The sequence below is a fragment of the Pseudomonadota bacterium genome, assembly GCA_016719885.1.
Classification (GTDB): domain Bacteria; phylum Pseudomonadota; class Gammaproteobacteria.
The window spans coordinates 250,642-276,620 of the sequence record JADJYF010000010.1; the positions used below are offsets into that span (position 1 = coordinate 250,642).

Sequence of the window (25,979 nt, forward strand, 5' to 3'; positions counted from 1 at the left end):
GCGCAGGTCTCGTTTCGAGCCCTGCGCGCGCGTCAAAATCATTCGACGGAGTAGCTATTTAGAAGCGACTAATCTACCATTTTGTGTGGAATCAACTGACCTCGCGAGCTGACCCATGGCGGTATCGAGTAACCGAGTGCCCTTGAGCGGCCTCGCACGCAGACTTGTTGCTGACGGCCTCCTCGAAGAAGAAGCCGCGGGTCAGGCGTTCCAGGAAGCACTGGCCAAGAAGATCCCGTTCGTGAAGTTCCTGGTCGAGAACGGCATCGTCAACGGCCGCGCCATCGCCCATGCCGCGTCCAGCGAGTTCGGCGTGCCGATGGTCGACATCGATGCGCTCGACATCGACCCCGACACCATCAAGATAGTCAGCCGCGATCTCATCACCCGCCACAACGCCATGCCGCTGTTCAAGCGCGGCGCGCGGGTGTTCATCGGCATTCCGGACCCGACCAACCTGCAGGCGCTGGACGAGATCAAATTCAACATCGGCGGCGGCACCACCGAAGCGGTGGTGGTGGAATGGGACAAGCTCGCCAAGGTCATCGACAAGGCGCTGGAAGCGGCCGACACCAGCCTCGGCGCAATGGAGGATTCGGATCTGGAGGACTTCGACGACGTCGAAGTCGGCCAGGAACAACCGGACACCAGCAACGAAGCGGAAATCGACGACGCGCCGGTGGTGCGCTTCGTCAACAAGTGCCTGCTCGACGCCATCAAGCGCGGCGCCTCGGACCTGCACTTCGAACCCTACGAAAAGATCTACCGCGTGCGCTTCCGTATCGACGGCGTGCTGCAGGAAATCACCCGTCCGCCGCTGGCGCTGGCCGGCAAGATTGCCGCGCGCATCAAGGTCATGTCGCGCCTCGACGTGTCCGAACGCCGCGTGCCCCAGGACGGCCGCATCAAGCTCAAGCTGTCCAAGACCAAGGCCATCGATTTCCGCGTCAGCACCTGCCCGACCCTGTTCGGTGAAAAGGCGGTGCTGCGTATCCTCGATTCCGACGCCGCCAAGCTCCAGATCGATCAGCTCGGCTACGAGGAATTCCAGAAGAAGCTGTTCCTGAAGAACCTGCACAAGCCCTACGGCATGTTCCTGGTCACCGGCCCCACCGGCTCGGGCAAGACGGTGTCGCTCTACACCGGCATCAACATCTTGAACCAGGACGACGTGAACATCTCGACCGCCGAGGACCCGGTGGAAATCAACCTGCCGGGCGTCAACCAGGTGCAGGTCGACGAGCGCACCGGCATGACTTTCCCCAAGGCCCTGAAAGCCTTCCTGCGCCAGGACCCGGACATCATCCTGGTCGGCGAGATCCGCGACTACGAAACCGGCTCGATCGCGGTCAAGGCCGCGCAGACCGGTCACATGGTGATGTCGACCCTGCATACCAACGACGGACCGCAGACCCTGACGCGCCTGCAGGACATGGGCATCCAGGCCTTCGCGGTGGCGACCACCATCAACCTCATCACCGGTCAACGTCTGTGCCGGCGTCTGCACCCTGACTACAAGGTGCGCCTCGACATGCCCAATGAAGCCTTGCTGCAGGAAGGCTTCCCGCAGGAATGGGTGGACCAGGGCATCAGCGTGTTCGGCCCCGGCAACGGCGGCGCCGATTGCCCGAGCGGCTACAAGGGCCGCGCCGGTATTTACCAGGTACTGCCGATCTCGGACACCATGAAGCGATTGATCATCGAAGGCGCCAATGCCGTGGTGCTGGCAGACCAGGCGCGCACCGAAGGCATCTGGGACATTCGCACCTCGGGCCTTTCCAAGGTCCGCGCCGGCATCACCAGCCTTGCCGAAGTCAACCGAGTGACAGTGGAGTAAGTCATGGCAGAAGCCGCAGTCAAATCGTCGATGTTCGTCTGGGAAGGCGTCGATCGACATGGCAAGCGCGTCAAGGGCGAGATGTCGGGGCAAAACGACGCCCTGATCAAGGCCCAGCTCCGCCGCCAGGGCGTCAACCCGCTCAAGGTCAAGAAGAAAACCAAACCGCTGTTCGGCGAATCGAGCGGCAAGATCACCACCAAGGACATCACGGTCTTTTCGCGCCAGATGGCGACCATGATGTCGTCGGGCGTGCCGCTGGTGCAGTCCTTCGAAATCGTCGGGCGTGGTCACGAGAACAAGGCCATGCAACAGCTCATCATGGGCATCAAGGCCGATGTCGAAGCCGGCGGTTCACTGAACGAAGCCCTGTCCAAGCATCCGCAGCAGTTCAACGAGCTGTACATCAACCTCGTGGTGGCCGGCGAACACGCCGGTATCCTCGAGGACATCCTGCACAAGCTCGCCACCTACATGGAAAAGACCGAGGCGCTCAAGTCCAAGATCAAGGGCGCGATGTTCTATCCGATCGCGGTGGTGGTGGTGGCCTTCGTCATCACCTGCATCCTCATGATCTTCGTGATCCCGCAGTTCCAGGACCTGTTCTCGGGTTTCGGCGCGGAATTGCCGGCGCTGACCCAGATCGTGATCAACATGTCGAAATGGTTCCAGGCCTACTGGTACCTGCTGATCATGGTCATTGGCGGCTCGGTATTCGGCATCATCCAGGCCATGAAGCGCTCGATAAAATTCGCCCACTTCGTCGACCGCGCGCTGCTCAAGTTCCCGGTGCTGGGTGACATCCTCAACAAGTCCGCCATCGCGCGCTTCGCCCGTACCCTCGCCACCATGTTCGCCGCCGGCACGCCGCTGGTCGAAGCCATGACCTCGGTGGCCGGCGCCTGCGGCAACATCGTCTACTACGAGGCGGTGATGAAGATGCGCGACGAGATCGCCACCGGTACGCAGATGCAGACCGCCATGCGCGACGTCAACATCTTCCCCAACATGGTCGTGCAGATGGTCGCCATCGGCGAAGAATCCGGCGCGCTCGATTCGATGCTGAGCAAAGTCGCCGACTGGTACGAACAGGAGGTGGACGACGCGGTCGATTCGCTGACCAGCCTGCTCGAGCCCATCATCATGGCGGTGCTCGGCGTGCTCATCGGCGGCCTCGTGATCGCCATGTACCTGCCGATCTTCAAGATGGGCCAGGTGGTTTAAGGCCTCCGACATCCCGCTTCCAAACCCCGCAATGGCGCGCTGAGAGTCGGGCGACTCTCGGCGCCGCGGCACTGGCGGCAGCCGCACACCCATGGAAACGATCACCCTACTCGCCGCGCAACCCGCCCTCGTGGTCGGCGCGATGACGGTGCTGGGCCTGTTGGTCGGCAGCTTTCTCAACGTCGTCATCCACCGCCTGCCGATCATGGTCGAGCGCGAGTGGCGCAGTGATTGCCGCGGCCTGCTGGAACTCACCGACGAGGCCAGCGCCGCCGAAGCCTTCGATCTCGTGCGTCCGCGTTCGCGTTGCCCGAAGTGCGGCACCCAGATCACGGCGATGGAAAACATTCCCCTGGTGAGCTACCTGGTGTTGGGCGGCCGCTGTCGCCACTGCCGGGTTGCGATCTCGAAACGCTATCCGCTGGTCGAACTCACCGGCGGCGTGCTGGGTGGCCTCGCGGCCTGGCATTTCGGCTACCGCGCGGATGCCGAATCCGCCCTGTGGCTGCTGCGCGCGCTCGCCGCGGCCTGCTACGCGTGGACGCTGGTGGCGCTGGCGCTGATCGATTTCGACACCCGCTACCTGTTCGACAACATCACCCAGCCGCTGTTGTGGGCAGGTCTCGCGTGCTCGTTGTTCGGCTTGTTCGCACCCGATCTCGCCAGTGCGGTACTGGGTGCGATGGCCGGCTACCTCAGCCTATGGTCCATCTACTGGGCCTTCAAGCTGGTCACCGGCAAGGAAGGCATGGGCTACGGCGACTTCAAGCTGCTGGCCGCGTTGGGCGCGTGGCTGGGCTGGCAGGCCTTGCCGGCCGTGATCCTGCTGTCCTCGGTGATCGGCGCGGTGATCGGTATCGGCGCCATGGCCTCCGGTCTCACCAAGCGCGGTGAACCGATACCTTTCGGCCCCTTCCTGGCCGCCGCCGGCATCGTCGCGATGTTCTTCGATGACAGCATTGCCGGCCTCTTTCGTTCCGGAGCGAGATTGTGAAAAGAGCGTACGTGGTGGGCGTGACCGGCGGCATAGGCTCGGGCAAATCGACCGTGTGCCGGGTGTTCACCGACCGACACGGCATCGTCGTGATCGACGCCGACCAGGTGGCGCGCGAAGTGGTGGAACCCGGCACGCCTGCGCTCGCCGCCATCGTCGCAACATTCGGCGCCGAGGTGGTGGGCAAGGACGGACGCCTCGATCGGGCACGGCTGCGCGGTATCGTGTTCGCCGATCCGGCGCGCCGCGCCGAACTCGAAGCCATCACGCACCCGGCCATCCGCGCCGGCATGCGGGCCCACGTCGAAGCGGTCACCGGCGCCTATTGCATGCTCGGCATCCCCTTGCTGGCCGAGGGCGGCCGCAATGATCTCATCGACCGCGTGCTGGTGGTCGATTGCCCGGAAGCCCTGCAGGTAGAGCGCGTACGCGCGCGCGATCATTTGACAGAAGCCGAGGTCGCCGCAATCATGCGCACACAGGCCAGCCGCGAGGCGCGCCTGCGCATCGCCGACGATGTGGTGGTCAATGATGGTGACACGGCCTCGCTCGCGGGCCGTGTGGACGAACTACACGAGATGTACCTGCAACTAGCCGCGGCCAAAGCATGAAGGCATACCCGTGACCGCTGGCGAGCGCGGGGCCAGTCAGCCCAGTCTTTTCCCCGAAGCAGACACCTCGGTCATCTACGAGCAGCCGCTCAACGAGCGCATCCGCAACTGTCTGCGCCTGGAACACCTGTTCCACGGCATAGCCGCCGGCGTCGAGGGCGGCGATCAATGGAGCGCGCGCAACGCGCTCGGCCGTATTCTCGAAGTCAGCGATTTCCTGGTACGCACCGATATCAAGGGCGAGTTGATCAAGGAACTCGAACGCGAGATCTCGACGTTCAACAGCCTGCGCAACAACCCGAGCGTGAATTCGGCGGTGCTCGACAAGACCATCGGTTCGATGAGCGAAGTGCTGGTGCAGTTGAAGGCGCCCGATTGCCAGCCCGGAGCGCGCATCCGCAACGACGAGCTGGCCAACCAGGTGCGCCAACGCATGAGCATCCCGGGTGGCACCTGCAGCTTCGACGTGCCGTCGCTGCATTTCTGGTTGAACAGCCTGCCGTCCCAGCGCAGCAGCCAGATGATGGTGTGGATGCAGGACATCCGCGTCATCGAAAAAGCCACCCGCCTGATCCTGGCCTTGATTCGCGAGAGCGCCAATCCGCGCATCGCGGTGGCCAATGCCGGCTTCTACCAGCAGCAGTTCGAAAGCGCCGCGCAGTGCCAGATCGTGCGGGTGGTGATGCCGGGCGCGGCGGAAACCTTTCCCGAGATCAGCGGCGGCAAGCACCGCTTCACGGTGCGCTTCTATTCGCAGCGCCAGACCTCGACCCGCGCCGTGCAGGTCCAGGACGACGTGCGTTTCGAACTGGCCTGCTGCGGCATCTGAAGCCCCTTCGCCTCAGGCCGTCCCGACCTCGGCGGCCGCTTTCTCCAGCAAGCGCGCGGCGCGCGCCAACAGGCTGGCCGGCGCCGCGTGTTGCCACACACCGCTCAACATCGCGATGCCCTGGCAGCCGGCCCTGACGGCGCGCGGCAGGTGCGCGGCGTGCATGCCGCCCAACGCATAGACCGGCAGGCGCGTGGCGGCGCACAGCTGGCGCAGCGCCTTGAAGCCCAGCCCCTCGGCGCCGGGATGGCTGGTGGTCGCCAACACCGGCGACAGGTAGACGAAATCGACGCCAATGCGTTCGGCCTGGGCCAGTGCCGCGGCGTCATGACAGGCAGCGCTCAACAGCATCGACGCCGCGACCGGGCGTCGCCGGCATTCGAACAGCCTTTGACGATTGAGGTGCAGGCCTTGCGCGCCCAGGGCCACGGCCTCTTGCGCCGAACCGTTCAACATCAAACGCGCACCATGACGATGGCAGGCGGCGACGGCCGCCGTCACCACGCGGCGGCGTTGCTCGCCGCGGGTGCGGATGCGCAGCTGCACGAGTTCCACGCCAGCGCCGACACAGCCCTCGAGACGCGTCAGGAAGGCCGCTTCGTCGTCGCCGACATCGGGCGTGATCATGAGCACGCGCGGCAGCGCGACCGCGGTCGTGACCGGCAGGTTGGCCTCGGGGAATTGCAGGTTCTGCAATTGCGCCGCAGCGACCCATTCGACGTGCTGACCTTCGCGGCCATGGGCCTCGCCTTGCCAGTCCCTGACTTCGAAGACGATGAGTTCGACGTGGGCCTTGGGATACTGGTGACGCACGGTGATGAGCGGCGTGGCGCGCGCGATGCGAATGCCGAGTTCCTCGGCGAGTTCACGCGCGAGACCGTCGACCGGCCGTTCGCGCCCTTCGAGCTTGCCGCCGGGGAATTCCCACAGGCCGCCGTGGGCGGCGTGGCTGGGACGTACGCTCAACAATACCGCGCCATCGACGCGCCGGATGACGGCCGCCGCCACGCGCAGCCTCGGCGTGGCGACGGACCGCGGCCGCGCCCTGCTCACGGTTAGGCTCAGCTACGGTACTCGGCGTTGATCTTGACGTAGTCGTAGGAGAAATCGCAGGTCCACACGGTGGCGGTCTGCGTGCCGCGGCCGATGGTGATGTCGATTTCGATGTCCGGCTTCTTCATGATGGCGCTGCCCTCGGCTTCGGTGTAGCCGGGCGCCGGTTCACCAGCGGTCACTATCGGCAGGCCACCGATGGCGAGGTTCACTTCTTCGATGGCGAGGCGCTCGGCGCCGGCGCGACCGACCGCGGCGAGGATGCGTCCCCAGTTGGCGTCGCTCGCGAACATCGCGGTCTTGACCAGCGGCGACTCGGCCACCGCGTAGGCGACGCGCACGCAATCGGCCTCGCTGTAGCCACCGCTGACGCGCACGGTGATGAACTTGGTGGCGCCTTCGCCATCACGAATGATGTCTTGCGCGAGACCGATGCACACCGCTTCCACCGCCGCCGCGAAGCGCGCGTAGAGCGGATGCTGCGCACTGTCGATCAAGGACGTGCCGGCCGCGCCGGTCGCCATCAGCACCAGGGCGTCGTTGGTCGAAGTGTCACCATCGACCGTGATGCGATTGAAACTCAAGTCGGTGGCGCGCGCAGCGATGGCTTTCCACACCGCCGGCGCAACCTTGGCGTCGGTGGCGACATAGCCGAGCATGGTCGCCATGTCGGGCTTGATCATGCCGCTGCCCTTGGCGATGCCGGTGACGGCGAATCGCTGCCCGCCATCGCTCACTTCGACGCTGCGGATCTTGGCGCGCGTATCGGTGGTCATGATGGCGGCGGCGGCGTTCTGCCAACCGTCGGCGACGAGCGCGGCAACCAGCGCCGGCGCCGGCGCCGACAGCGCCGCGGCATTCATCTGCTGGCCGATGACGCCGGTCGAAAACGGCAGCACGTCCTGCGCCGCGCAGCCCGCCGCCTCGGCGATCGCCGCGCACACTTCGCGGCAACGCGCTTCGCCGGGCGAACCGGTGCCGGCATTGGCGTTACCGGCATTGATGATGAGGTAGCGCGACTGGCCACTCGCCCAATGTTCGCGCGCCACGGTCACCGGCGCGGCGCAGAACTTGTTGCGCGTGAACAGGCATTCGACCGTCGCGCCCGGCGCGATTTCGATGAGCGTCAGATCGGTGCGGTTCTTGTAGCGCGTGCCCGAGGCGGCGGTCGCGAGACGGATGCCGGCGATGGGCCGTGCTTGGGTGTCGGCCGTCGGCCGTTCAATCGAGTTTGCCATGGCACTGCTTGTATTTCTTGCCCGATCCACAGGGGCAGGGTTCATTGCGACCGACCTTGCGACCGTCGCGTACGTGGGGTTGCTGCTGCGGGCCACCCCGCTCTTCCTGCGGCAATGCCGCGGCGGGCGGTGGCTCGTCAGACCCTGACTGGTAATGATATTCCTGCTCTTTCTGGGCGGCGGCGCGACGCTGCTGTTCTTCGACCGCCTCGATGTCTTCGTGGGCGCGCACCTGCACCTTCGACAGGATGCCGATCACGTCGCGGGTGATCTCGTCGAGCATGCGCGCGAACAACTCGAACGCCTCGCGCTTGTATTCCTGCTTGGGATTCTTCTGCGCGAAGCCGCGCAGATGGATGCCCTGGCGCAGATGGTCCATGGCCGCCAGGTGTTCCTTCCAGTGGGTGTCCAGCACCTGCAGCATGATGCCTTTTTCGAAATTGCGCATGTCGGCCGCGCCGACCTGCGCTTCCTTGGCGCCGTAGGCGTCCTCGACCATTTGCAGCACGCGCGCGCGTATGCCGTCTTCGTCGAGCTGGTCGTCCTGCTTCAGCCACTCGGCAACGTCGGCGTGGATGCCGTACTCGCTGTCCAGCGCCTGGGAGAGGCCGGGCAGATCCCAGGTTTCGTCGAAACTCTGCGGGCGAATGTAAGTGTCGATCATGGCGTTCACGACGTCATGACGGATGCCGCGGATGTTCTCCGAGATGTCCTCGGCCTCCATCACCTCGCGACGCTGCTCATAGACGTGCTTGCGCTGATCGTTGGCGACGTCGTCGAACTCCAGCAATTGCTTGCGGATGTCGAAGTTGCGCCCTTCGACCTTGCGCTGCGCGTTCTCGATGGCCTTGCTCACCCACGGGTGTTCGATGGCCTCGCCTTCCTGCATGCCGAGCTTCTGCATCAGACCGCTGACGCGCTCGGAGGCAAAGATGCGCATGAGGTTGTCTTCCAGCGACAGGTAGAAGCGACTGGAACCGGGGTCGCCCTGGCGTCCCGAACGGCCGCGCAGCTGGTTGTCGATGCGCCGCGATTCGTGTCTCTCGGTGCCGACGATGTGCAGGCCGCCGGATTCCAGCACCTGTTTCTGGCGTTCTTCCCAGGCGGCGCGTACGGCCGCGACCTTGTCGGCGTCGTCGCTGCCGATCTCGGCGAGTTCCGCGCCGAGATTGCCGCCCAACACGATGTCGGTACCGCGACCGGCCATGTTGGTGGCGACCGTCACGCTGCCGGGGCGCCCGGCCTGGGCGACGATTTGCGCTTCCTTCTCGTGGAACTTGGCGTTCAGCACTTCGTGCTTGATGCCCTGTTTGCGCAGCAGGCCCGACAGGTATTCCGAGGTCTCGATCGAGGTGGTGCCGACCAGCACCGGCTGACCGCGCTGCACGCAGTCCTTGATGTCATCGATGATGGCGTCGAATTTTTCCTTGGCGGTGAGGAACACGAGGTCGCCGCGGTCGTCGCGCACCATCGGTCTATGGGTCGGGATCACCACCACTTCCAGGCCGTAGATTTCCTGGAATTCATAGGCCTCGGTATCGGCCGTGCCGGTCATGCCGGACAGCTTGTCGTAGAGACGGAAGTAGTTCTGGTAGGTGATGGACGCGAGCGTCTGGTTCTCCTGCTGGATGGACACGCCTTCCTTGGCCTCGACCGCCTGGTGCAGGCCTTCCGACCAGCGACGCCCCGGCATGGTGCGGCCGGTGAATTCGTCGACGATGATGATCTCGCCGTCTTTCACCACGTAGTCGACGTCTTTCTGGAACAGCGCATGGGCGCGGATCGCGGCGTAGACGTGGTGCATGAGCGAGATGTTGGTGGCGCTGTAGAGGCTGTCGCCCTCGGCCAGCATGCCGGCTTCGACCAGCAGGCGTTCGATCTTCTCGTGGCCGGCTTCGCTGAGATAGACCTGGCGCGCCTTCTCGTCGACCGAGAAGTCGCCGGGTTTTTCCGGCGCATCCTTCTCTTCGCTGAACTCCTGGCGCTCGAGCATAGGAATCAGCTTGTTGATGCGCGTGTAGACATCGCTGCGATCGTCGGCCGGGCCGGAGATGATGAGTGGCGTGCGCGCCTCGTCGATGAGGATCGAGTCGACTTCGTCGACCACGGCGAAAGCATGATCGCGTTGCACCCGCTGGCTGGCGTGGAAGGCCATGTTGTCGCGCAGGTAATCGAAGCCGAGTTCGTTGTTGGTGGCGTAGGTGATGGCACAGCTGTAGGAGCGCTGCCGGTCCTGGCTCGACATGCCCGTCAGGATCACGCCCACCGACATGTCGAGGGCGTTGTACAGGCGTCCCATCCATTCGGCGTCGCGCCGCGCCAGGTAATCGTTGACGGTCACCACGTGTACCGCACGCCCCGACAGGGCGTTGAGGTAGGCCGGCAAGGTCGCCACCAGGGTCTTGCCTTCGCCGGTGCGCATCTCGGCAATCTTGCCCTGGTGCAGCACGATGCCGCCGATCATCTGCTCGTCGAAATGGCGCATGCCGAGCACGCGCTTGCCGGTTTCACGGACCACGGCAAAGGCTTCGGGCAGGAGGGCGTCGAGGGTTTCGCCGGCCTTGTAGCGCTCGCGGAATTCGGTGGTCTTGGCGCGCAGGGCTTCGTCGTCGAGGGCCGCGATGCCACTCTCCAGCTGATTGATGGCATGCACGGTCTTGTGCATCTTCTTCAGCAGACGATCGTTACGGCTGCCGAACACCGACTGGATGATGCGGGCGGGAAGGGACTTTGAGGTTGCGGCCATTGGAATGCGCTGGAATTGAATTGGGCGGCGACCGACCACCTTCCGGGGCGGCGGTCGCGGCGCCGACATTGTAGCAAAGGGAAGTGCGGATACTGCGTGCCCGGCCACCCCGTGGCGCGGGCGCCAGCGTCATCGGCGCAGGACGGTGCCCGCCTGTACGCGCAGCTGCGCGGGGTTGCCGACGAACTTCAAGGGGTCGACCCGATCGCCGTCATGCACGACTTCGAAGTGGACATGGGGGCCGGTGGTACGGCCCGTCGACCCGAGGAGGGCCACAGCCTGGTTCTTCTTGACGGTCTCGCCGACCGCCACCAGGTTGGCGCGGTTGTGCGCGTAGCGGGTGATATAGCCACTGCCGTGGCTGATCTCGACCAGGTTGCCATAGCCCCAGCGCTTGCCCGACCAGGTCACGACGCCCGCCGCCACCGCGCGCACCTGTGCGCCGGGCTTGCCGGCGAAATCGAGCCCGTCGTGGAATTCGCGGCCGCCGGTCACGGGATCGGTGCGATAACCGAAGCCCGAAGAAATCCAGCCGTCGCTCAAGGGTTGGCCAGCCGGCTTCATGTCGTCATGCAGCTGGCGATTCTGCATCAGGGCCTCGATCGCTCCCAGGCGATCGTCGCGCAACTGCACTTCGCTCTTGATCGAATCGAGGTTGGCCAAGAGATCGGTCCACTGTGGCGCCTGGACATTGGCGCTGTGCGGACCGCCGATGGCCGGCTCGTGGCCCAGGTCGAATTCCGCGGCATCGATGCGCGCCGACTTGGCGACCCGCTCGGCAACCGCGTCGAGGCGGGTCAATTGTGACTGCATGCGGCCGATGGCGCCCGACAGGGCGCTGAGATCGGCATTCATGTCTTCATTCAGGGAATTGAGGAACTGGCGCTGATTGATGATCTCGCGTTGCCAGATCTGCGCCGAGCGTTCGGGATTGTTGAGGATCTCCTCGACCATGGCGTTGCCGCCACGCGCATATCCCCACCAGGCCAGGCTCGATGAGCCGCCGATGAGCACGACGGTGGTCAAGGCCAGCAGCTGCCAACCGATACGGAATCTCGCGGTGGTGCCGCGCGATTTTGATAGGATGATGATTTCCATGAAACGAGTTGGGCAACGGCCATGCCGACCCCGAGGCCAGGCCAGCCGCTGTGAGCACCCCCCTGTCTGTTTTTGACATTGTCTCCAGATTCTCGCAGCTAAAGCAATTGACCGATAAGGCCAATCGGCTGCGCGAACTGAACGCGTCATTGTTGTCCTGCGTACCGGCGTCCCTGGCCAGGCACGTCCGCCTGGCCACGGTGCGCGATGGCTGCCTGGTGCTGCAGGCCGAGGGTTCGACCTGGGCCGCGCAGCTGCGCTTCAAGACCCCGGAAATCCTGGAAACGCTCAAGGCCCACCCGGAATTCAGCGAGGTGCGCAGCGTACGCGTGCGCAACGTCACCGAGCCCAAGCCCAAGACCGTCGCTCCACCGCGCAGGCACATGACCCACGCGGCGGCGGCCGCCCTGCGCCAGGAGGCGCGCTGCACCGCCGACGGCAAGCTGCGCGCGGCGCTCGAGCGCCTGGCGCGGCATGCGCGGGATTAGACCGGCGTCAGCGCGCCGGTATGGGCTGCATGAAGGAGAACGGCGCGTTCTCTTCGCCTTCGAACGACACCAGCTCGAACGCGTCCTCGGTCGCCAGGATCTTGCGCAGCAGACGGTTGTTGAGTTCGTGCCCTGACTTGTAGCCGTGGAAGGCCCCGATCAGGCTGTGACCGAGCAGGTACAGGTCACCGATGGCGTCGAGTATCTTGTGTTTGACGAATTCGTCTTCGTAACGCAGGCCATCCTCGTTAAGCACGCGGTAGTCATCGACCACCACGGCGTTATCGAGGCTGCCGCCCAGCGCCAGGTTCTGCTCGCGCAGGATCTCGACGTCCTTCATGAATCCGAAAGTGCGCGCGCGCGCCACTTCCTTGACGAAGCTGGTGGTCGAAAAATCGATTTCGGCGTGCTTGCTGCGCTGGTGGAAGAACGGGTGATCGAACTCGATGGCGAACGATACCTTGAAGCCATCGAACGGCTCGAACCGCGCCCACTTGTCGCCGTCCCGCACCGAGATCTGGCGCTTGATGCGCATGTACTTCTTGGGCTTGCTCTGCTCTTCGAAGCCGGCGGACTGGATGAGGAACACGAAGGGCCCGGCACTGCCGTCCATGATCGGCACTTCGGCGGCGCTCAAGTCCACGTAGGCGTTGTCTATGCCCAGACCCGCGAAGGCCGACAGCAAGTGTTCGACGGTCGAGATGCGCACATTGTCCCTGACCAGGCTGGTCGAAAGACTGGTGTCACCGACGTTCTCGGCCCGAGCAACGATTTCGACCGACGGTTTCAGGTCGTCGCGACGAAATACGATGCCGGTATCCGGGGGTGCGGGGCGTAGGGTCAGAAAGACCTTGCGCCCCGTGTGCAGGCCGACACCCGTCGCCCGGATCACATTCTTCAGGGTCCGCTGTTTGATCATGTTCTCCACTTCTCCTGAGAGAAGGTCCGCTTTTGGGTCGGGAATGTACCACACCTCCGTATAGGCTTGATATCCCTGTCCTTATTCGACGAACCCACCGTCCTTGCTGATCTCGCGCGAGTTCCGCGCCGTCCTCCGACTCAGTCGGCCTGACGACGCAGAAACGCCGGAATATCGAGATAATCGGTATTGCCGTCGCTGAGATCGGGCAGCACCCGCTCCTCGCGGTTGCGGATCACGGTCGGCCGCTCGATGCGCCGGAAATCGATATCGTCGTCCGCACGTCGTGCGCTCGGGGCGCTGTTCGGCACCGCGGTCGGGCCGGCCGAGGCCACCGCCACGGTCTGCTGCACGACCGGCGTCGGCTCTTCCTTCTGACGCATCTCGGTGCTGATGCCGGTGGCCACCACCGTCACGCGGATCTCGTCGTCCATGTTGGGGTCGATGACGGTGCCGACCACCACCGTGGCATTGTCGGAGGCAAAGGCCTTGACGGTGTTGCCGACCTCTTCGAACTCGCCCATCTTGAGGTCGAGTCCCGAGGTCACGTTGACCAGGATGCCCTTGGCGCCGGACAGGTTGATGTCTTCCAGCAGCGGGCTCGAAATCGCCGCCTCGGCGGCGATGCGCGCGCGGTCCTGACCGCGGGCCACACCCGAGCCCATCATCGCCATGCCCATCTCCGACATCACGGTGCGCACGTCGGCGAAGTCGACGTTGATGAGGCCCGGGCAGGTGATGAGTTCGGCGATGCCCTGCACCGCGCCCAGCAGCACGTCGTTGGCGGCCTTGAAGGCGTCCAGCAGGCTGATGTCGCGCCCCAGCACCGACAGCAGTTTCTCGTTGGGGATGGTGATCAGCGAATCGACGTACTGGGCGAGATCCTTGATGCCCTGGTCGGCGATGGCCGCGCGCTTCTTGCCTTCGAACGGGAACGGCCGGGTCACGACCGCCACCGTCAGGATGCCCATCTCCTTGGCGATCTGCGCCACCACCGGCGCCGCGCCGGTGCCGGTGCCACCGCCCATGCCGGCGGTGATGAAGATCATGTCGGAGCCTTCGAGCACGTCGCCGATGCGATCGCGGTCGTCCATTGCCGCGCGCTTGCCGATATCGGGATTGGCGCCCGCGCCCAAGCCCTTGGTGATATCGGCGCCGAGTTGCAAGGTGGTCTTGACCGGCGAGTTCTTCAACACCTGCGCGTCGGTATTGGCGCAGATGAATTCAACGCCGTCGATGTCCGCGCCCAGCATGTGCTGAACCGCGTTGCCACCGCCGCCGCCGACGCCGATCACCTTGATGACCGCGCGTTGGCTGTAAGAGTCCATGAGTTCGAACATCTTCTTCCCTCCGTCTACTATCCGCCCGGTTGGTGGGGCGGGTGACTGTTATGTATTCGTGTAACCAGCGTTAGTAATCAGTCATGGCATCGCACGCGCGGTTTCCACACCGCCGGCGCTTTGCCTCAAAAATTTCCATGGAACCAAGCTTTCATGCGCTCCCAGAGTCCTGCCGTGCTCTCGAAACGCGCGGGTTGGGTGAAGGTGCCGGCGCCGGCCTGGTTGCCGAACAGCAGCAGGCCGACGCCCGTCGCGTAAATGGGATTGCGCACCACGTCGACCAGGCCCGCCACGTATTGCGGCGTGCCGAGCCTGACCGGCATGTGGAACACTTCCTCGGCGAGTTCGATCACGCCTTCCATCTTGGAACCGCCGCCGGTGAGCACCACGCCGGCGGCCATCATCTCCTCGAAACCACTGCGCTTGAGTTCGGCCGCCACCAGGCTGAACAGCTCTTCGTAGCGCGGCTCCACTACTTCAGCGAGCGTCTGGCGCACCAGCCGTCGCGGCGGCCGGTCGCCGACGCTCGGCACCTCGATGGTCTCATCGGGGTTGGCGAGCTGGGTCAGCGCGCAGGCATATTTGATCTTGATGTCCTCGGCGTGGTGGGTGGGCGTGCGCAGCGCCACCGCGATGTCGTTGGTGACCTGGTCGCCGGCGATCGGGATCACCGCCGAATGGTGGATGGCGCCGTGCACGAACACCGCGATGTCGGTGGTGCCGCCGCCGATGTCGCACAGGCACACGCCGAGATCTTTTTCGTCCTCGGTCAGCACCGCATAGGATGAAGCCAGCTGCTGCAGGATGATGTCGTCCACCTCGAGGCCACAGCGTCGTACGCACTTGACGATATTCTGCGCCGCCGACACCGCGCCGGTCACCATGTGCACGCGCGATTCGAGGCGCACACCCGACATGCCTATCGGTTCGCGTATGCCTTCCTGGCCATCGATGATGAACTCCTGCGGCAGGATGTGCAGGATTTTCTGATCCGCCGGGATCGCGACCGCGCGCGCGGCGTCGATCACGCGCTCGACATCATTGTGCGTCACTTCGCTATCGCGGATGGCGACGATGCCGTGCGAGTTCAGGCTGCGGATGTGGCCGCCGGCAATGCCGGCATACACCGAGTGGATCTCGCAGCCGGCCATGAGCTCGGCTTCCTCGATGGCGCGCTGGATGGATTGCACCGTCGACTCGATATTCACCACCACGCCCTTCTTCAGGCCGCGCGAGGGATGGGAGCCGAGTCCCACCACCTCGATGGAACCGTCGGGCGAGATCTCGCCGACGATCGCCACCACCTTGGAGGTGCCGATGTCGAGGCCGACCAGCAGCTTCTTGTCCGGCTTCTTCACCATCATGTTGTGCTCCCGCGCCTCGGCGCAGTGCCGACCCCAGTCCGCCAGCCCTTCATTTCAACCGTTCCTCTTCACTGATCCGCGCTCGCCCACCGCGAATCCATTGGTGTAACGCATATCGACGTGGCCGATACGCTCCCACGCCGCATTCAAACCCTTGCTGTAGCCCCACTTGAAACGTGCCAGGCGTTCTTCGAGTGAGCGCCGGCCGAGCAGGATCTCGTGACCACCGTCGGTGGTGACCGTCCATGCGCGGCGGTCCGACAGGCTCAAGGCCACCACTTTCAAACCGACCGCCCTGAGCTGCGAGCGGATGTAGCCGTAGCGCTCCAGCACTTCCTGCTCCGATCCCAGCGGACCGTTGAGCTGCACCAGGTCGCGCGGCAGATCCTCGGCGGCGGGCACGAAGATGTCGGCGCGCTCGTTGAGCAGACCGTAGTCGCCCCAGCGCGCGACCGGCACCTGTTCGACGATGGTGACGTGCAGACCGTCTGGCCACATGCGGCTGACATTGGCGTCGCGGATCCACGCCTGGTCCTGCAGCAGGCGGCGGATGTCGGTGACATCGACGCCGAAAAAACCGGCGTGCACGGCGCCGACCACCGCGCGCTGCACGTGCTCGGTGGTGAGGTGCTTGAATTCACCCTCCACCATCACGCGCCGTATCGGCAGGGCCGTCGGGTCGGACAGTTCGCGCACCAACCACACCGCGCCGATGACGGTCGCCACCACCATCACCAGGAACACCACGGTGGTCGGCGCCACGCGCGGCGGCAGCGGCTCGGTGACCTTTGGTACGGCGTGGCTCATGCGTCCACCTCCCGCGCGCGACTCGAGCCCAGGATCGCGACCACCAGCTCTTCGAAGCTCCAGCCATCCTGACGCGCCGCCATCGGCACCAGCGAGTGGTCGGTCATGCCCGGCACGGTGTTGAGTTCGATGAGCCACATGCGGCCTTGCGCGTCGCGCATGAAATCGACGCGTCCCCAGCCGCGGCCGTCGAGGGCCTCGAAGGCGCGCAGCCCCAGCGTTGCGGCGGCGGCTTCCTCGGCGGCCGACAGTCCGCACGGGCATATATATGACGTGGTATCGACCAAGTACTTGGCGGCGTAGTCGTAGATCTCGTGAGGCGTCTCGAGCCGGATCATGGGCAAGGTCTGACCCGCCACGATCGACAGCGTGTATTCACCGCCGGTGATATAGCGCTCCGCGATCACGAGTTCGTCGTAGGCGAGCGCGGCCTTGACGGCGGTGCCGAAGTCGTCGGCCAGCGAGACCTTGGATACACCGAGACTCGATCCTTCGCGGCCCGGCTTGACGATGAACGGCAGGCCGAGTTCGGCGACCACGCTCTGTACGTCGCTGCGCTCGTCCACCACCTTGAACGGCGGCGTCGGCAGACCGGCGCCCAGCCACGCGAGCTTGCTGCGGTACTTGTCCATCGCAATCGCGCAGCCCGCCACGCCGGTGCCGGTATAGGGCACGCCGAGCAGATCGAGCGCGGCCTGCACCTGGCCATCTTCACCGCCCCGCCCGTGCAGGGCGATGAAATAGCGGTCGTAGCCCTTGAAGGTGAGCAGCGATTCGAGCGTGCCCGCCCAATCGAGCGCGGTGGCGTCGATACCGGCATTGCGCAGGGCGTCGGTAACGGCCAGGCCGCTCTTCAGCGACACCTCGCGTTCACCCGAGCGCCCGCCCATCAGCACACCGACGCGCCCCGCCGCGCGCACCATGGCCTCGAACTCCTGGCGGGACGGCGCGCTCATGGTGTCGCCTCCTCGGCTTCACCGACGATTTGCACCTCGGTCTCGAGCACGATGCCGGTCTGCGCGCGCACCGTGGCTTGCACATGGCGAATCATGCGTTCGACGTCGGCCGCGCGCGCGCCGGCATCGTTGACGATGAAATTGGCGTGCACGGTCGACACTTCGCAGCCGCCGATGCGATGGCCCTTGAGACCGCAGGCTTCGATGAGGCGTCCGGCGTAATCACCGGGCGGATTCTTGAACACCGAACCGCAGGTGGCCTTGCCGGTCGGCTGCGTCGCGCCGCGCTGCGCCAGCACCTGGCGGATGCGTTCGTTACCTTCGCCGTGCGCGGCCTGCGGCAGGTGCAGCAGGGCGGCGATGAACCAGCCCGGCCGAGGCTGTCGCACCTGGCGATAGGTGGCTTGGAACTCGTCGCGCGCCAGGCGCGTGATGTCACCGCGGCGATCGATCACTTCGGCCCACTCCACGAACTGCCAGGTCTCGCCGCCGAGCGCGCCGGCGTTCATGCGCAGGGCGCCGCCCAGGCTGCCGGGAATGCCGGCCAGGAACTCGAGACCGGCGCGATCCTGCAGCGCGGCGCTGCGCGCGATGCGCGCGCACGGCACGCCGGCTTCGGCATACAGATGCGTGTCGTCGCGCCATTCGCTGCGCGACAGCCTGGCGGTCGAAATGACCGTACCGCGCAGGCCACCATCGCGAATGAGCAGGTTGCTGCCGAGTCCCAGCCAGAACAGCGGGTCGACGCCATTGCCGGCCAGAAAGGCCTTGAGTTCTTCGCGGTCGGCCGGCTCGAAATAGTGATCGGCCGGGCCCCCGCAACGCCAGCTGGTGTGGCGCGCCAGCGCTTCGCCACGCCGATAGGCGCCGCGCCATGGCGCGTCGATGCGATCGGGCTGCGCGTTCACGTCCGACACCTGGGCTGGCCTTCCTTGCTCATGACACCAGCGCCTCGGCAATGCCGCCGATATTGCCGGCGCCGAGCAAGGCCACCACGTCGTCGTCGTGCACGATGTCCGCCAGCACGTCCTGGACCGCGCCGAGTTCGGCGACGAACACCGGGTCGATGTGGCCACGCGTGCGGATGGCGCGCGCCAGCGCGCGCCCGTCGGCGCCGGCGATGGGCGCTTCGCCGGCGGCATAGACTTCCAGCAACACCAGCACGTCGGCGCGCGACAGCACGGCGGCGAAATCCTCGAACAGGTCGCGCGTGCGCGTGTAGCGATGCGGCTGGAACACCACCACCAGGCGCTTGTCGGGAAAGGTGCGGCGGATGGTCTTCAGCACCGCCTCCAGTTCCTTGGGGTGGTGGCCATAGTCATCGATGACGGTCACGCGTCGTGCGCCGATGTCGATGTCGCGATGGATCTGGCAGCGCCGCGCGATGCCCTGGAAGCCCGACAGCGCGCGCCGCGCGGCATCGAGATCGACGCCGAGTTCGCGCGCCACCGCGATCGAGGCCAGCGCATTCTGCACGTTATGCTCGCCCGGCAGGTTGAGCACGAACTCCTCGCGCGGCTGCGTCGCCTCACCTTTCAGCGCGACGCGGAAATGCTCGCGCCCATCGACGTGGCGAAGGTCGTAGCCACGCACGTCGGCATCTTCGTGCACACCATAGGTGATGACACGCGCGCGGATCTCGGGGATCAGCGACGCCGCCTGGGCATCGTCGAGGCACACGCAGGCCACGCCGTAGAAGGGCAGACGGCGGAAGAATTCGACAAAGGTCGCCTTCAACACCGCGAAGTCGCCGTGATAGGTCGCCATGTGATCGGCGTCGACATTGGTCAGCACCGCCACCAGCGGATGCAGCAGCAGGAACGAAGCGTCGCTCTCGTCGGCCTCGGCCACCAGGTAGCGACCGGCGCCGAGGCGCGCGTTGGCATTGATGCTCTTGACCAGGCCGCCGACCACGAAGGTCGGATCGAGGCCCGCTTCCGCCAGCACCGTCGCCACCAGCGAGGTGGTGGTGGTCTTGCCATGGGTGCCGGCGATGCAGATGCCGCGCCGGAAGCGCATGAGCTCGGCCAGCATCTCGGCGCGCGGCACCACCGGGATGCGCTGCGCGCGCGCCGCCATGAGTTCGACGTTGTCGTCGGCGATCGCGCTCGAATAGACCACCACGTCGGCGCCGTCGACATTGCTGGCGACATGCGAGCCCAGCACCGCGACGCCGGCGCCGCGCAGACGCTCGGTCACGCGCGAGCTGCTCTGATCCGAACCCGAGACCTTGTAACCGAGATTCGACAGCACTTCGGCGATACCGCTCATGCCCGAGCCGCCGACTCCGATGAAATGAATGCGCTCTACGCGATGCATGAGCGTGCCGTGAGGGTCATGCATCGATGAACTCCAGACATTGGGCGGCGACGTCGGCGGTGGCGTGGGGCCGCGCCTGCGCGCGGGCGCGCTCAGCCATCGCCACGCGCAGCTCGGCATCGCCGAGCAGGCTCGCGATGGCGCGCGCCAGTGTCTCGACGTCGAGGTCGGCTTCCGGCATCAGCAGCGCGGCGCCGGCGGTCGACAGGTAGCGCGCATTGGCCGACTGGTGATCGTCCACCGCATAGGGATAGGGAATGAGTATCGAGGCCACGCCGCAGGCCGCGATCTCGGCGATGCTGCTGGCGCCGGCGCGCGCGATGACGAGATCCGCCCACGCGTAGGCGCTGGTCATGTCATCGATGTAGGACACCACGCTCGCGCTGGTGACATTGCCGACCTCGGCGTAACGCGCTTCGGTGGCGGCCACGTCATCGGCTCCGCACTGGTGGCGCACGTGAAGGTTGGCGATTGCGCAGCTGGCGAGCGCCTGCGGCACGCGTTCGTTCAGTGCCCGCGCGCCGCGGCTGCCGCCGAATACCAGCACCTTCAAGGCGCCATCGTCATGACGGCGCGCGGCGGGCGCGGCGATCGCGGCGATGTCGGCGCGCACCGGGTTGCCGGTGGTGATGGCGTGCACGCGCGCCGCGAAACTGTTCGGAAAGCCCTGCAATACCCGGCGCGCGAAATGCGAGAGGATGCGATTCGACAGGCCCGGCACCGCGTTCTGTTCGTGGATGATCAAGGGCCGACGCGTCAACCACGCCGCGATGCCGCCCGGGCCACTGACGAAGCCGCCCATGCCCAGCACCACCTGCGGGCGAATGCGACGCATCGCCGTCAGCGCGCACCACACCGCGTAGCTCACGCCAAACGGCGCGGCCAGCCAGCGCCACCAGCCACGTCGTCTCAAACCGCTGACCGGAATGGTGGTCAAGGGCAGGCCGGCGAGCGGCACCACGCGCGCTTCGATGCCACGCTCGGTGCCCATCCAGTGCAGTTCCACATCACGCGCGCGCAAAGCCTCGGCCACCGCCAAGCCGGGATAGACGTGACCGCCGGTGCCGCCGGCGACGATCATGACGGTTCTAGTCATTGTCGCGCTCCGCGTCGTCGTCATCGTCGTCGTCGTACTCGTCATCGCCGGAGGTCGGCGGCGCGGTCATGATCTGCGGCGCGGTCGCACGTGGATAGGTCACTTCGTGGGCTTCGATTCCCGCGCGCAAGGCGATGCCGATGGCGCCCAGCGTCACCACCAGGTTGTTGCTGCCGTAGCTCAGGAACGGCAGCGGCAGGCCCTTGGTCGGCAGGATGCCCATGTTCACGCCGATGTTGACGAAGGCCTGGATGCCGATGAGCAACCCGATGCCGTAGGTGACGTAGGCGGCGAACAACAGGTTGGCGCGCTCGGCGCGACCGCCGACATGAAAGATGCGCCAGATGAGGAACACGAACAGGCCGATGACCGTCAGGCAACCGACGAAACCGCCTTCCTCGGCGATCACGGCGAACACGAAGTCGGTATGCACTTCCGGCAGGTAGAAGAGCTTCTGCACCGAGTTGCCGAGGCCGACGCCAAACCATTCGCCACGCCCGAAGGCAATCAAGGCCTGGGTCAGCTGGAAACCGGTATTGAAGGGGTCGGACCACGGGTCCATGAAGGTCATGAGGCGCGCCAGTCGATAAGGCGCGAGCATCGACAGCGCCGCCAGCGCGCTCAGCGCCGCCAGTCCCCAGAAGAAGAAACGGATATAGGGCACGCCGGCCAGGAACAACATGCCGAGCACGGTGGTGAACAACACCACCGCCGTACCGAAGTCCGGCTCCAGCAGCAGCAGGCCGGCAATCAAGGTGATGACGCCGATGGGCTTGATGAAGCCGATGAAGTCGGTGCGCACCTGCTTGATATGACGCACGAGGTAGGCCGCCACGTAGATCGCGACGGCCACCTTGGCGGGCTCCGAGGTCTGGATGGTGAAGAAACCGAAACCCAGCCAGCGCATCGAGCCGTTCACTTCGTGGCCAAGGCCCGGGATCAGCACCGCGATCAGGAACGCGATCGCCACGAACAGCACCGGCGTGCTCCACTGTTCGAAATAGGCGAGCGGCGTACGTGTCATCACCACCGCGCCGGTGATGCCGAGGATGGCCGCGAACAGCTGGCGCTTGAAGTAATAGAGCTGGGTCAGATCGCGATGTTCGGCGATCGAGACCGAGGTCGAAACCACCATGATGAGCCCCACGCACAGCAGCGCGAACGCGGCGCCGATGAGCCACACGTCGTAGGCCGAGGGCACCACCTCGCCACGCGCCGGCTGCGGCTTGGCCTGGCCGATGGCTTCCGCGGTGACGCTCATGGCGCCATCCTCTCGAGCACCGCGTCGCGGAACGCGAAGCCGCGCGCGGCATAGTTGGCGAACATGTCGAAACTCGCGCAGGCGGGCGACAGCAACACCATGTCGCCTGGCTGCGCGGCGGCGGCGGCGGCCACCGCGCCGCGCATGTCAGTGGCGAACACGGTGGCGATGCGGCCATGGATGGCGGCGGCGAACAGCGGCGCGGCGCGGCCGATCAGCACCACCGTATGCATGTGTGCGACCACCGTATCGGCGAACTCGGTGAAATCCGGCTCCTTGGCTTCACCGCCGGCGATCAGCACGCCGCCCCGCTCGCGACACAGGCCGCGAATGGTGGCGCAGGCCGCGCCGGAATTGGTGGCCTTGGAATCGTTGATGTAGCGCACGCCGGCGATGGTCGCGACCAGCTGCGCGCGATGGTCGAGCCCACCGAAACTCGCGAGCGAGGTCAGCAGCACCTTGCCGCGCGCGCCGAAGGCATGGCACACCGCGATCGCCGCGAGCGCGTTGGCGATGTTGTGCCGGCCGACCAGCCCGAGCGCACTGGCGGCGAGGCGCGTGCCGTGCGGGCCGACCAAGTATTCCTCGCCAGCGTCGATTTCGACGCCGTACTGGGCGGCGGCCGGGGCCGCGAGCGTGAACAGCGTGCGCGCTCCGCCGCCCGCGAGTTGCCGCGTCACCGCGTCGTCGTCGTTCAACACCACCTGCTCGGCACGCGCGAGGATGCGCGCCTTGGCATCGCGGTAGTCGGCGAAGCTGCCGTAGCGATCGAGATGATCGGGCGTGATGTTGAGCACGCAGGCCACGCGCGGCGCGAGGCTCACGGTGGTCTCGAGCTGGAAGCTCGATAGTTCGAGCACGTAGCAATCGGGTGCCACCACTTCCAGCAGGTCCAGCGCCGGCGTGCCGAGATTGCCGCCGACCCTGACCCGGTATCCGTCGGCTTCCAGCATGCGCGCCACCAGGGTGGTGACGGTGCTCTTGCCATTGGTGCCGGTAATGGCGATGACCGGCGCGTTGGCGGCGCGCGCGAACAGTTCGATGTCGCCGATGACATCCACGCCGGCGGCGCGCGCGGCGGCAATCGCGGGTTCGGCCAGCGACAGTCCCGGACTCAACACGATGTGCCGGCAGCGGCTCAAGGTGTCGGCGTCGAGCGCGCCGGTGATGACCGTGACCTCGGGGAACTCGTGGCGCACCGTCTCGAGATTGGGCGGTGTCGCGCGACTGTCCATGGCGAGCACCGACACGCCGCGCGCGGCGAGATAACGCACGCAGGACAAACCCGTGATGCCGAGGCCGACCACCGCGTAATCAGCGAGTGCCTGGTGGGTGGTGCCGCGGGTGGCAGTCATGGCCGTCATGGTCAGCGGATCTTCAAGGTCGCCAGCGCCGCCAGCACCAGCACCACGGTGATGATCCAGAAGCGCACGATGACGCGCGGTTCCGGCCAGCCCTTCAGTTCGAAATGATGATGGATGGGCGCCATGCGAAATATGCGGCGACCGGTCAGCTTGAACGACGCCACCTGCAGGATGACCGACACGGTTTCCATCACGAACACGCCGCCCATGATCACCAGCACCAGTTCCTGGCGCACGGTCAGCGCCACGGTGCCGATGGCTGCGCCCAGCGCCAGCGCGCCGATGTCGCCCATGAAGACCATGGCCGGGTAGGTGTTGAACCACAGGAAGCCGAGGCCGGCGCCGACGATCGCCCCGCAGAACACGCAGATCTCGCCCACGCCGTGCACGTAGGGCACCGCCAGGTAGTGGGCGAACTTGACGTTGCCGGCGACATAGGCGAACACGATCAGCGCCGCCGCCACCATCACCGTCGGCAATACCGCCAGGCCGTCGAGGCCGTCGGTGAGGTTGACGGCATTGCTGGTGCCTACGATCACGCAATAGGCCACCACGAAATACATCCAACCGAGATCCAGCGCCACGCTCTTGACCAGCGGCACGATGAGCTGCGTCTCGGTCGGTGACTGGGCGGTGAAGAACAGCGCCGCCGCCGCGCCGAGCGCGCCCAGCGATTGCCAGAACATCTTGTAGCGCGCGGCGAGGCCCTTGGAATTGCGGCGCACGAGTTTCAGGTAATCGTCGTACCAGCCCACCGCACCGAACGCCAGCGTGGTGACCAGCACTATCCATACGAAACGATTGTTGAGATTGCTCCACAACAGCGTGCTGGCCGCGATCGAAACCAGGATCAACAAGCCGCCCATGGTCGGCGTGCCGGCCTTGGACAGGTGTGACTGCGGGCCGTCCTCGCGAATGGTCTGACCGATCTGGAACTTGGCCAGGTAGTGAATCATGCGCGGCCCGACCATCAGCGCGATGAACAACGAGGTCAACACACCGAGAATCGTGCGCAGGGTCAGGTACCGGAACACGTCGAATCCGGAGTGATACTGCGCCAGCCATTCCGCCAGTACCATCAACACGCGACATCACTCCGTTCGGCGAGTGCATTCGCCACCTGGTCGAGCGCCATCGCGCGCGAGCCTTTGATCAATACCGTGGGTGGCGACGGGCGCGCCTCGGCAAGGGCCGCATGCAGCGCCGCGAGCAAGCTCGCATGATCCTCACCGTGATGGACGCGACCGGTGAAACGCTCGGCGGCGTGGCGTGCGAGTGCACCGTAGGTGAACAACTGCGCGACGCCGGCAGCGGCGGCCTGCGCGCCGACCTCACGGTGATAAGCAACGGCGTCGGACCCAAGTTCGCGCATGTCGCCAAACACCAGCCAACGCGGCGCCGGCTCGCCGCCCAGCACCGCCAGCGCGGCCGCCACCGAGGCGGGATTGGCGTTGTAGCTGTCGTCGATGAGGCGACTGCCGTCACGGCCGGCGCGATACTGCAAACGCCCCTTGACGGTGCCGGCCTCGGCAAGGCCGCGCCGAATGTCGGCCAGCGACACGCCGGCGGCGCTGGCGGCGGCGGCGGCGGCCAGCGCATTGCGCACGTTGTGCAGGCCTCGATGTTTGAGCGTGATGCCGATCGAACCCTGCGGCGTGCGCAGCGTGAAGTCCGTGCCGGCGGTGCTCGCTTCGACGTCGTCGGCGCGGAAATCCGCCGCGGCGCCAAAACTCACCACGCGACGCCGGCCGGCGAGTTCGCGCCACAGGAGCGCCTGTGCATCGTCGTCGTTGAGGATCGCGATGCCATCGTCGGGCAGGCCGGCGAACATTTCGCCCTTGGTGCGCGCCACGCCTTCGATACTGCCGAAGCCTTCGAGATGACCGGGTGCGCACAAGGTGATGACACCGATGCGCGGACGCGCGATCGCGACCAGCAGCGCGATGTCTCCGACATGGTTGGCGCCCATTTCCAAGACCGCCGCGCGATGGCTGGCATCGAGCTGGAACAGGGTCAGGGGCAAACCGATGTCATTGTTGAAATTGCCGCTGGTGGCGAGCACCGGCCCTTGAGTGCGCATGATGGCGGCGAGCATTTCCTTGACCGTGGTCTTGCCGGCGCTGCCGGTCACGGCCAGTACCGGGATGGCAAAGCGTTGACGCCAGGCGCGTGCCAGCGTGCCGAGCGCGGCGCGCGTGTCGGCCACCACCAGTTGCGGCACGCGGCACGGCATCGCGCGCTCGACCACCGCCGCCACCGCGCCCGCCGCAAGCGCCTCTTGCAGTTTTTCGTGGGCGTCGAAATTCGGCCCGCGCAGCGCGAAGAACAGTTGGCCCGGCGCCAGGCTGCGGGTATCGGTGCTGACGCCGGTGAACTCGCGATCGTCGCCGGCGAATCTCGCCTCGAGCGCGGTGGCGGCGGCGGACAGCGTCATG

22 protein-coding genes are annotated in these 25,979 nt (G+C 65.8%); 6 read left to right on the top strand and 16 right to left on the bottom strand.

The features are described from left to right. The first annotated feature begins 115 nt into the window (after window positions 1–115). The 5 genes from pilB to zapD all read left to right on the top strand — a co-directional run bounded on the left by pilB (window position 116) and on the right by zapD (window position 5,495). Window positions 116–1,837 carry a type IV-A pilus assembly ATPase PilB gene (gene pilB / locus IPM80_12100; GenBank protein ID MBK8959151.1) on the top strand — a complete coding sequence of 574 codons (1,722 nt, stop codon included), beginning with the start codon at window positions 116–118 and terminating at the stop codon, window positions 1,835–1,837. Window positions 1,838–1,840: 3 nt separating this feature from the next. After that, the gene (locus tag IPM80_12105; GenBank protein ID MBK8959152.1) at window positions 1,841–3,061 is read left to right on the top strand and encodes a type II secretion system F family protein; all 1,221 of its coding nucleotides are present in this window, start codon (window positions 1,841–1,843) and stop codon (window positions 3,059–3,061) included. A 91-nt stretch (window positions 3,062–3,152) separates the two neighbouring features. Beyond that, complete coding sequence (locus IPM80_12110) at window positions 3,153–4,055, top strand: prepilin peptidase (protein MBK8959153.1); 903 nt, start codon at window positions 3,153–3,155, stop codon at window positions 4,053–4,055. Further along, window positions 4,049–4,666 carry a dephospho-CoA kinase gene (locus tag IPM80_12115; GenBank protein ID MBK8959154.1) on the top strand — a complete coding sequence of 206 codons (618 nt, stop codon included), beginning with the start codon at window positions 4,049–4,051 and terminating at the stop codon, window positions 4,664–4,666. Before IPM80_12110 ends, IPM80_12115 begins: the two co-directional genes overlap by 7 nt. Window positions 4,667–4,676: 10 nt before the next feature. Further along, window positions 4,677–5,495: a cell division protein ZapD gene (zapD, locus tag IPM80_12120; GenBank protein ID MBK8959155.1), complete on the top strand. Its 819-nt coding sequence runs from the start codon at window positions 4,677–4,679 to the stop codon at window positions 5,493–5,495. A gap of 12 nt (window positions 5,496–5,507) precedes the next feature. On the opposite strand, the gene IPM80_12125 is transcribed toward zapD, so the two are convergent. From IPM80_12125 to IPM80_12140, 4 genes are all read right to left on the bottom strand, one after another. After that, window positions 5,508–6,503 carry a Nudix family hydrolase gene (locus tag IPM80_12125; GenBank protein MBK8959156.1) on the bottom strand — a complete coding sequence of 332 codons (996 nt, stop codon included), beginning with the start codon at window positions 6,501–6,503 and terminating at the stop codon, window positions 5,508–5,510. Window positions 6,504–6,556: 53 nt separating this feature from the next. Then, a complete protein-coding gene (gene argJ / locus IPM80_12130; GenBank protein MBK8959157.1) occupies window positions 6,557–7,786 on the bottom strand; it encodes a bifunctional glutamate N-acetyltransferase/amino-acid acetyltransferase ArgJ in 1,230 nt (409 codons plus the stop codon). After that, complete coding sequence (gene secA, locus IPM80_12135; protein MBK8959158.1) at window positions 7,770–10,532, bottom strand: preprotein translocase subunit SecA; 2,763 nt, start codon at window positions 10,530–10,532, stop codon at window positions 7,770–7,772. The genes argJ and secA overlap by 17 nt, the downstream gene beginning before the upstream one ends. Window positions 10,533–10,661: 129 nt before the next feature. Further along, window positions 10,662–11,630, bottom strand: a complete 969-nt coding sequence (locus IPM80_12140) for a peptidoglycan DD-metalloendopeptidase family protein (GenBank protein ID MBK8959159.1) — start codon at window positions 11,628–11,630, stop codon at window positions 10,662–10,664. Between the two features lie 107 nt (window positions 11,631–11,737). Here IPM80_12140 and IPM80_12145 point away from each other — a divergent pair, with 107 nt between their 5' ends. Beyond that, window positions 11,738–12,118, top strand: coding sequence for a DUF721 domain-containing protein (locus tag IPM80_12145; GenBank protein MBK8959160.1), 381 nt, complete (start codon window positions 11,738–11,740; stop codon window positions 12,116–12,118). Window positions 12,119–12,125: 7 nt separating this feature from the next. Here the strand turns inward: IPM80_12145 and IPM80_12150 are convergent, their stop codons facing one another. From IPM80_12150 to IPM80_12205, 12 genes are all read right to left on the bottom strand, one after another. Further along, on the bottom strand, window positions 12,126–13,037 hold the full coding sequence (locus IPM80_12150) for a UDP-3-O-acyl-N-acetylglucosamine deacetylase (GenBank protein ID MBK8959161.1): 912 nt from the start codon (window positions 13,035–13,037) through the stop codon (window positions 12,126–12,128). A gap of 140 nt (window positions 13,038–13,177) precedes the next feature. After that, window positions 13,178–14,377 carry a cell division protein FtsZ gene (ftsZ, locus tag IPM80_12155; GenBank protein ID MBK8959162.1) on the bottom strand — a complete coding sequence of 400 codons (1,200 nt, stop codon included), beginning with the start codon at window positions 14,375–14,377 and terminating at the stop codon, window positions 13,178–13,180. Between the two features lie 125 nt (window positions 14,378–14,502). Then, window positions 14,503–15,738, bottom strand: a complete 1,236-nt coding sequence (gene ftsA, locus IPM80_12160; GenBank protein MBK8959163.1) for a cell division protein FtsA — start codon at window positions 15,736–15,738, stop codon at window positions 14,503–14,505. Between the two features lie 57 nt (window positions 15,739–15,795). Continuing rightward, a complete protein-coding gene (locus IPM80_12165; GenBank protein ID MBK8959164.1) occupies window positions 15,796–16,548 on the bottom strand; it encodes a cell division protein FtsQ/DivIB in 753 nt (250 codons plus the stop codon). Next, window positions 16,545–17,471, bottom strand: coding sequence for a D-alanine--D-alanine ligase (locus IPM80_12170; GenBank protein ID MBK8959165.1), 927 nt, complete (start codon window positions 17,469–17,471; stop codon window positions 16,545–16,547). Before IPM80_12170 ends, IPM80_12165 begins: the two co-directional genes overlap by 4 nt. A gap of 29 nt (window positions 17,472–17,500) precedes the next feature. Then, window positions 17,501–18,412: a UDP-N-acetylmuramate dehydrogenase gene (gene murB / locus IPM80_12175; protein ID MBK8959166.1), complete on the bottom strand. Its 912-nt coding sequence runs from the start codon at window positions 18,410–18,412 to the stop codon at window positions 17,501–17,503. Window positions 18,413–18,440: 28 nt separating this feature from the next. Then, window positions 18,441–19,847, bottom strand: coding sequence for a UDP-N-acetylmuramate--L-alanine ligase (gene murC / locus IPM80_12180; GenBank protein ID MBK8959167.1), 1,407 nt, complete (start codon window positions 19,845–19,847; stop codon window positions 18,441–18,443). Next, complete coding sequence (gene murG, locus IPM80_12185) at window positions 19,840–20,919, bottom strand: undecaprenyldiphospho-muramoylpentapeptide beta-N-acetylglucosaminyltransferase (GenBank protein ID MBK8959168.1); 1,080 nt, start codon at window positions 20,917–20,919, stop codon at window positions 19,840–19,842. Before murG ends, murC begins: the two co-directional genes overlap by 8 nt. Then, complete coding sequence (ftsW, locus tag IPM80_12190) at window positions 20,912–22,180, bottom strand: putative lipid II flippase FtsW (protein MBK8959169.1); 1,269 nt, start codon at window positions 22,178–22,180, stop codon at window positions 20,912–20,914. The genes murG and ftsW overlap by 8 nt, the downstream gene beginning before the upstream one ends. Beyond that, entirely contained in the window at window positions 22,177–23,535 is a 1,359-nt protein-coding gene (murD, locus tag IPM80_12195; GenBank protein MBK8959170.1) for a UDP-N-acetylmuramoyl-L-alanine--D-glutamate ligase, read from the bottom strand. Before murD ends, ftsW begins: the two co-directional genes overlap by 4 nt. An 11-nt stretch (window positions 23,536–23,546) precedes the next feature. Continuing rightward, entirely contained in the window at window positions 23,547–24,629 is a 1,083-nt protein-coding gene (locus tag IPM80_12200; GenBank protein MBK8959171.1) for a phospho-N-acetylmuramoyl-pentapeptide-transferase, read from the bottom strand. Next, a complete protein-coding gene (locus tag IPM80_12205) occupies window positions 24,623–25,978 on the bottom strand; it encodes a UDP-N-acetylmuramoyl-tripeptide--D-alanyl-D-alanine ligase (GenBank protein MBK8959172.1) in 1,356 nt (451 codons plus the stop codon). The genes IPM80_12200 and IPM80_12205 overlap by 7 nt, the downstream gene beginning before the upstream one ends. Between the last annotated feature and the right edge of the window lies 1 nt (window position 25,979).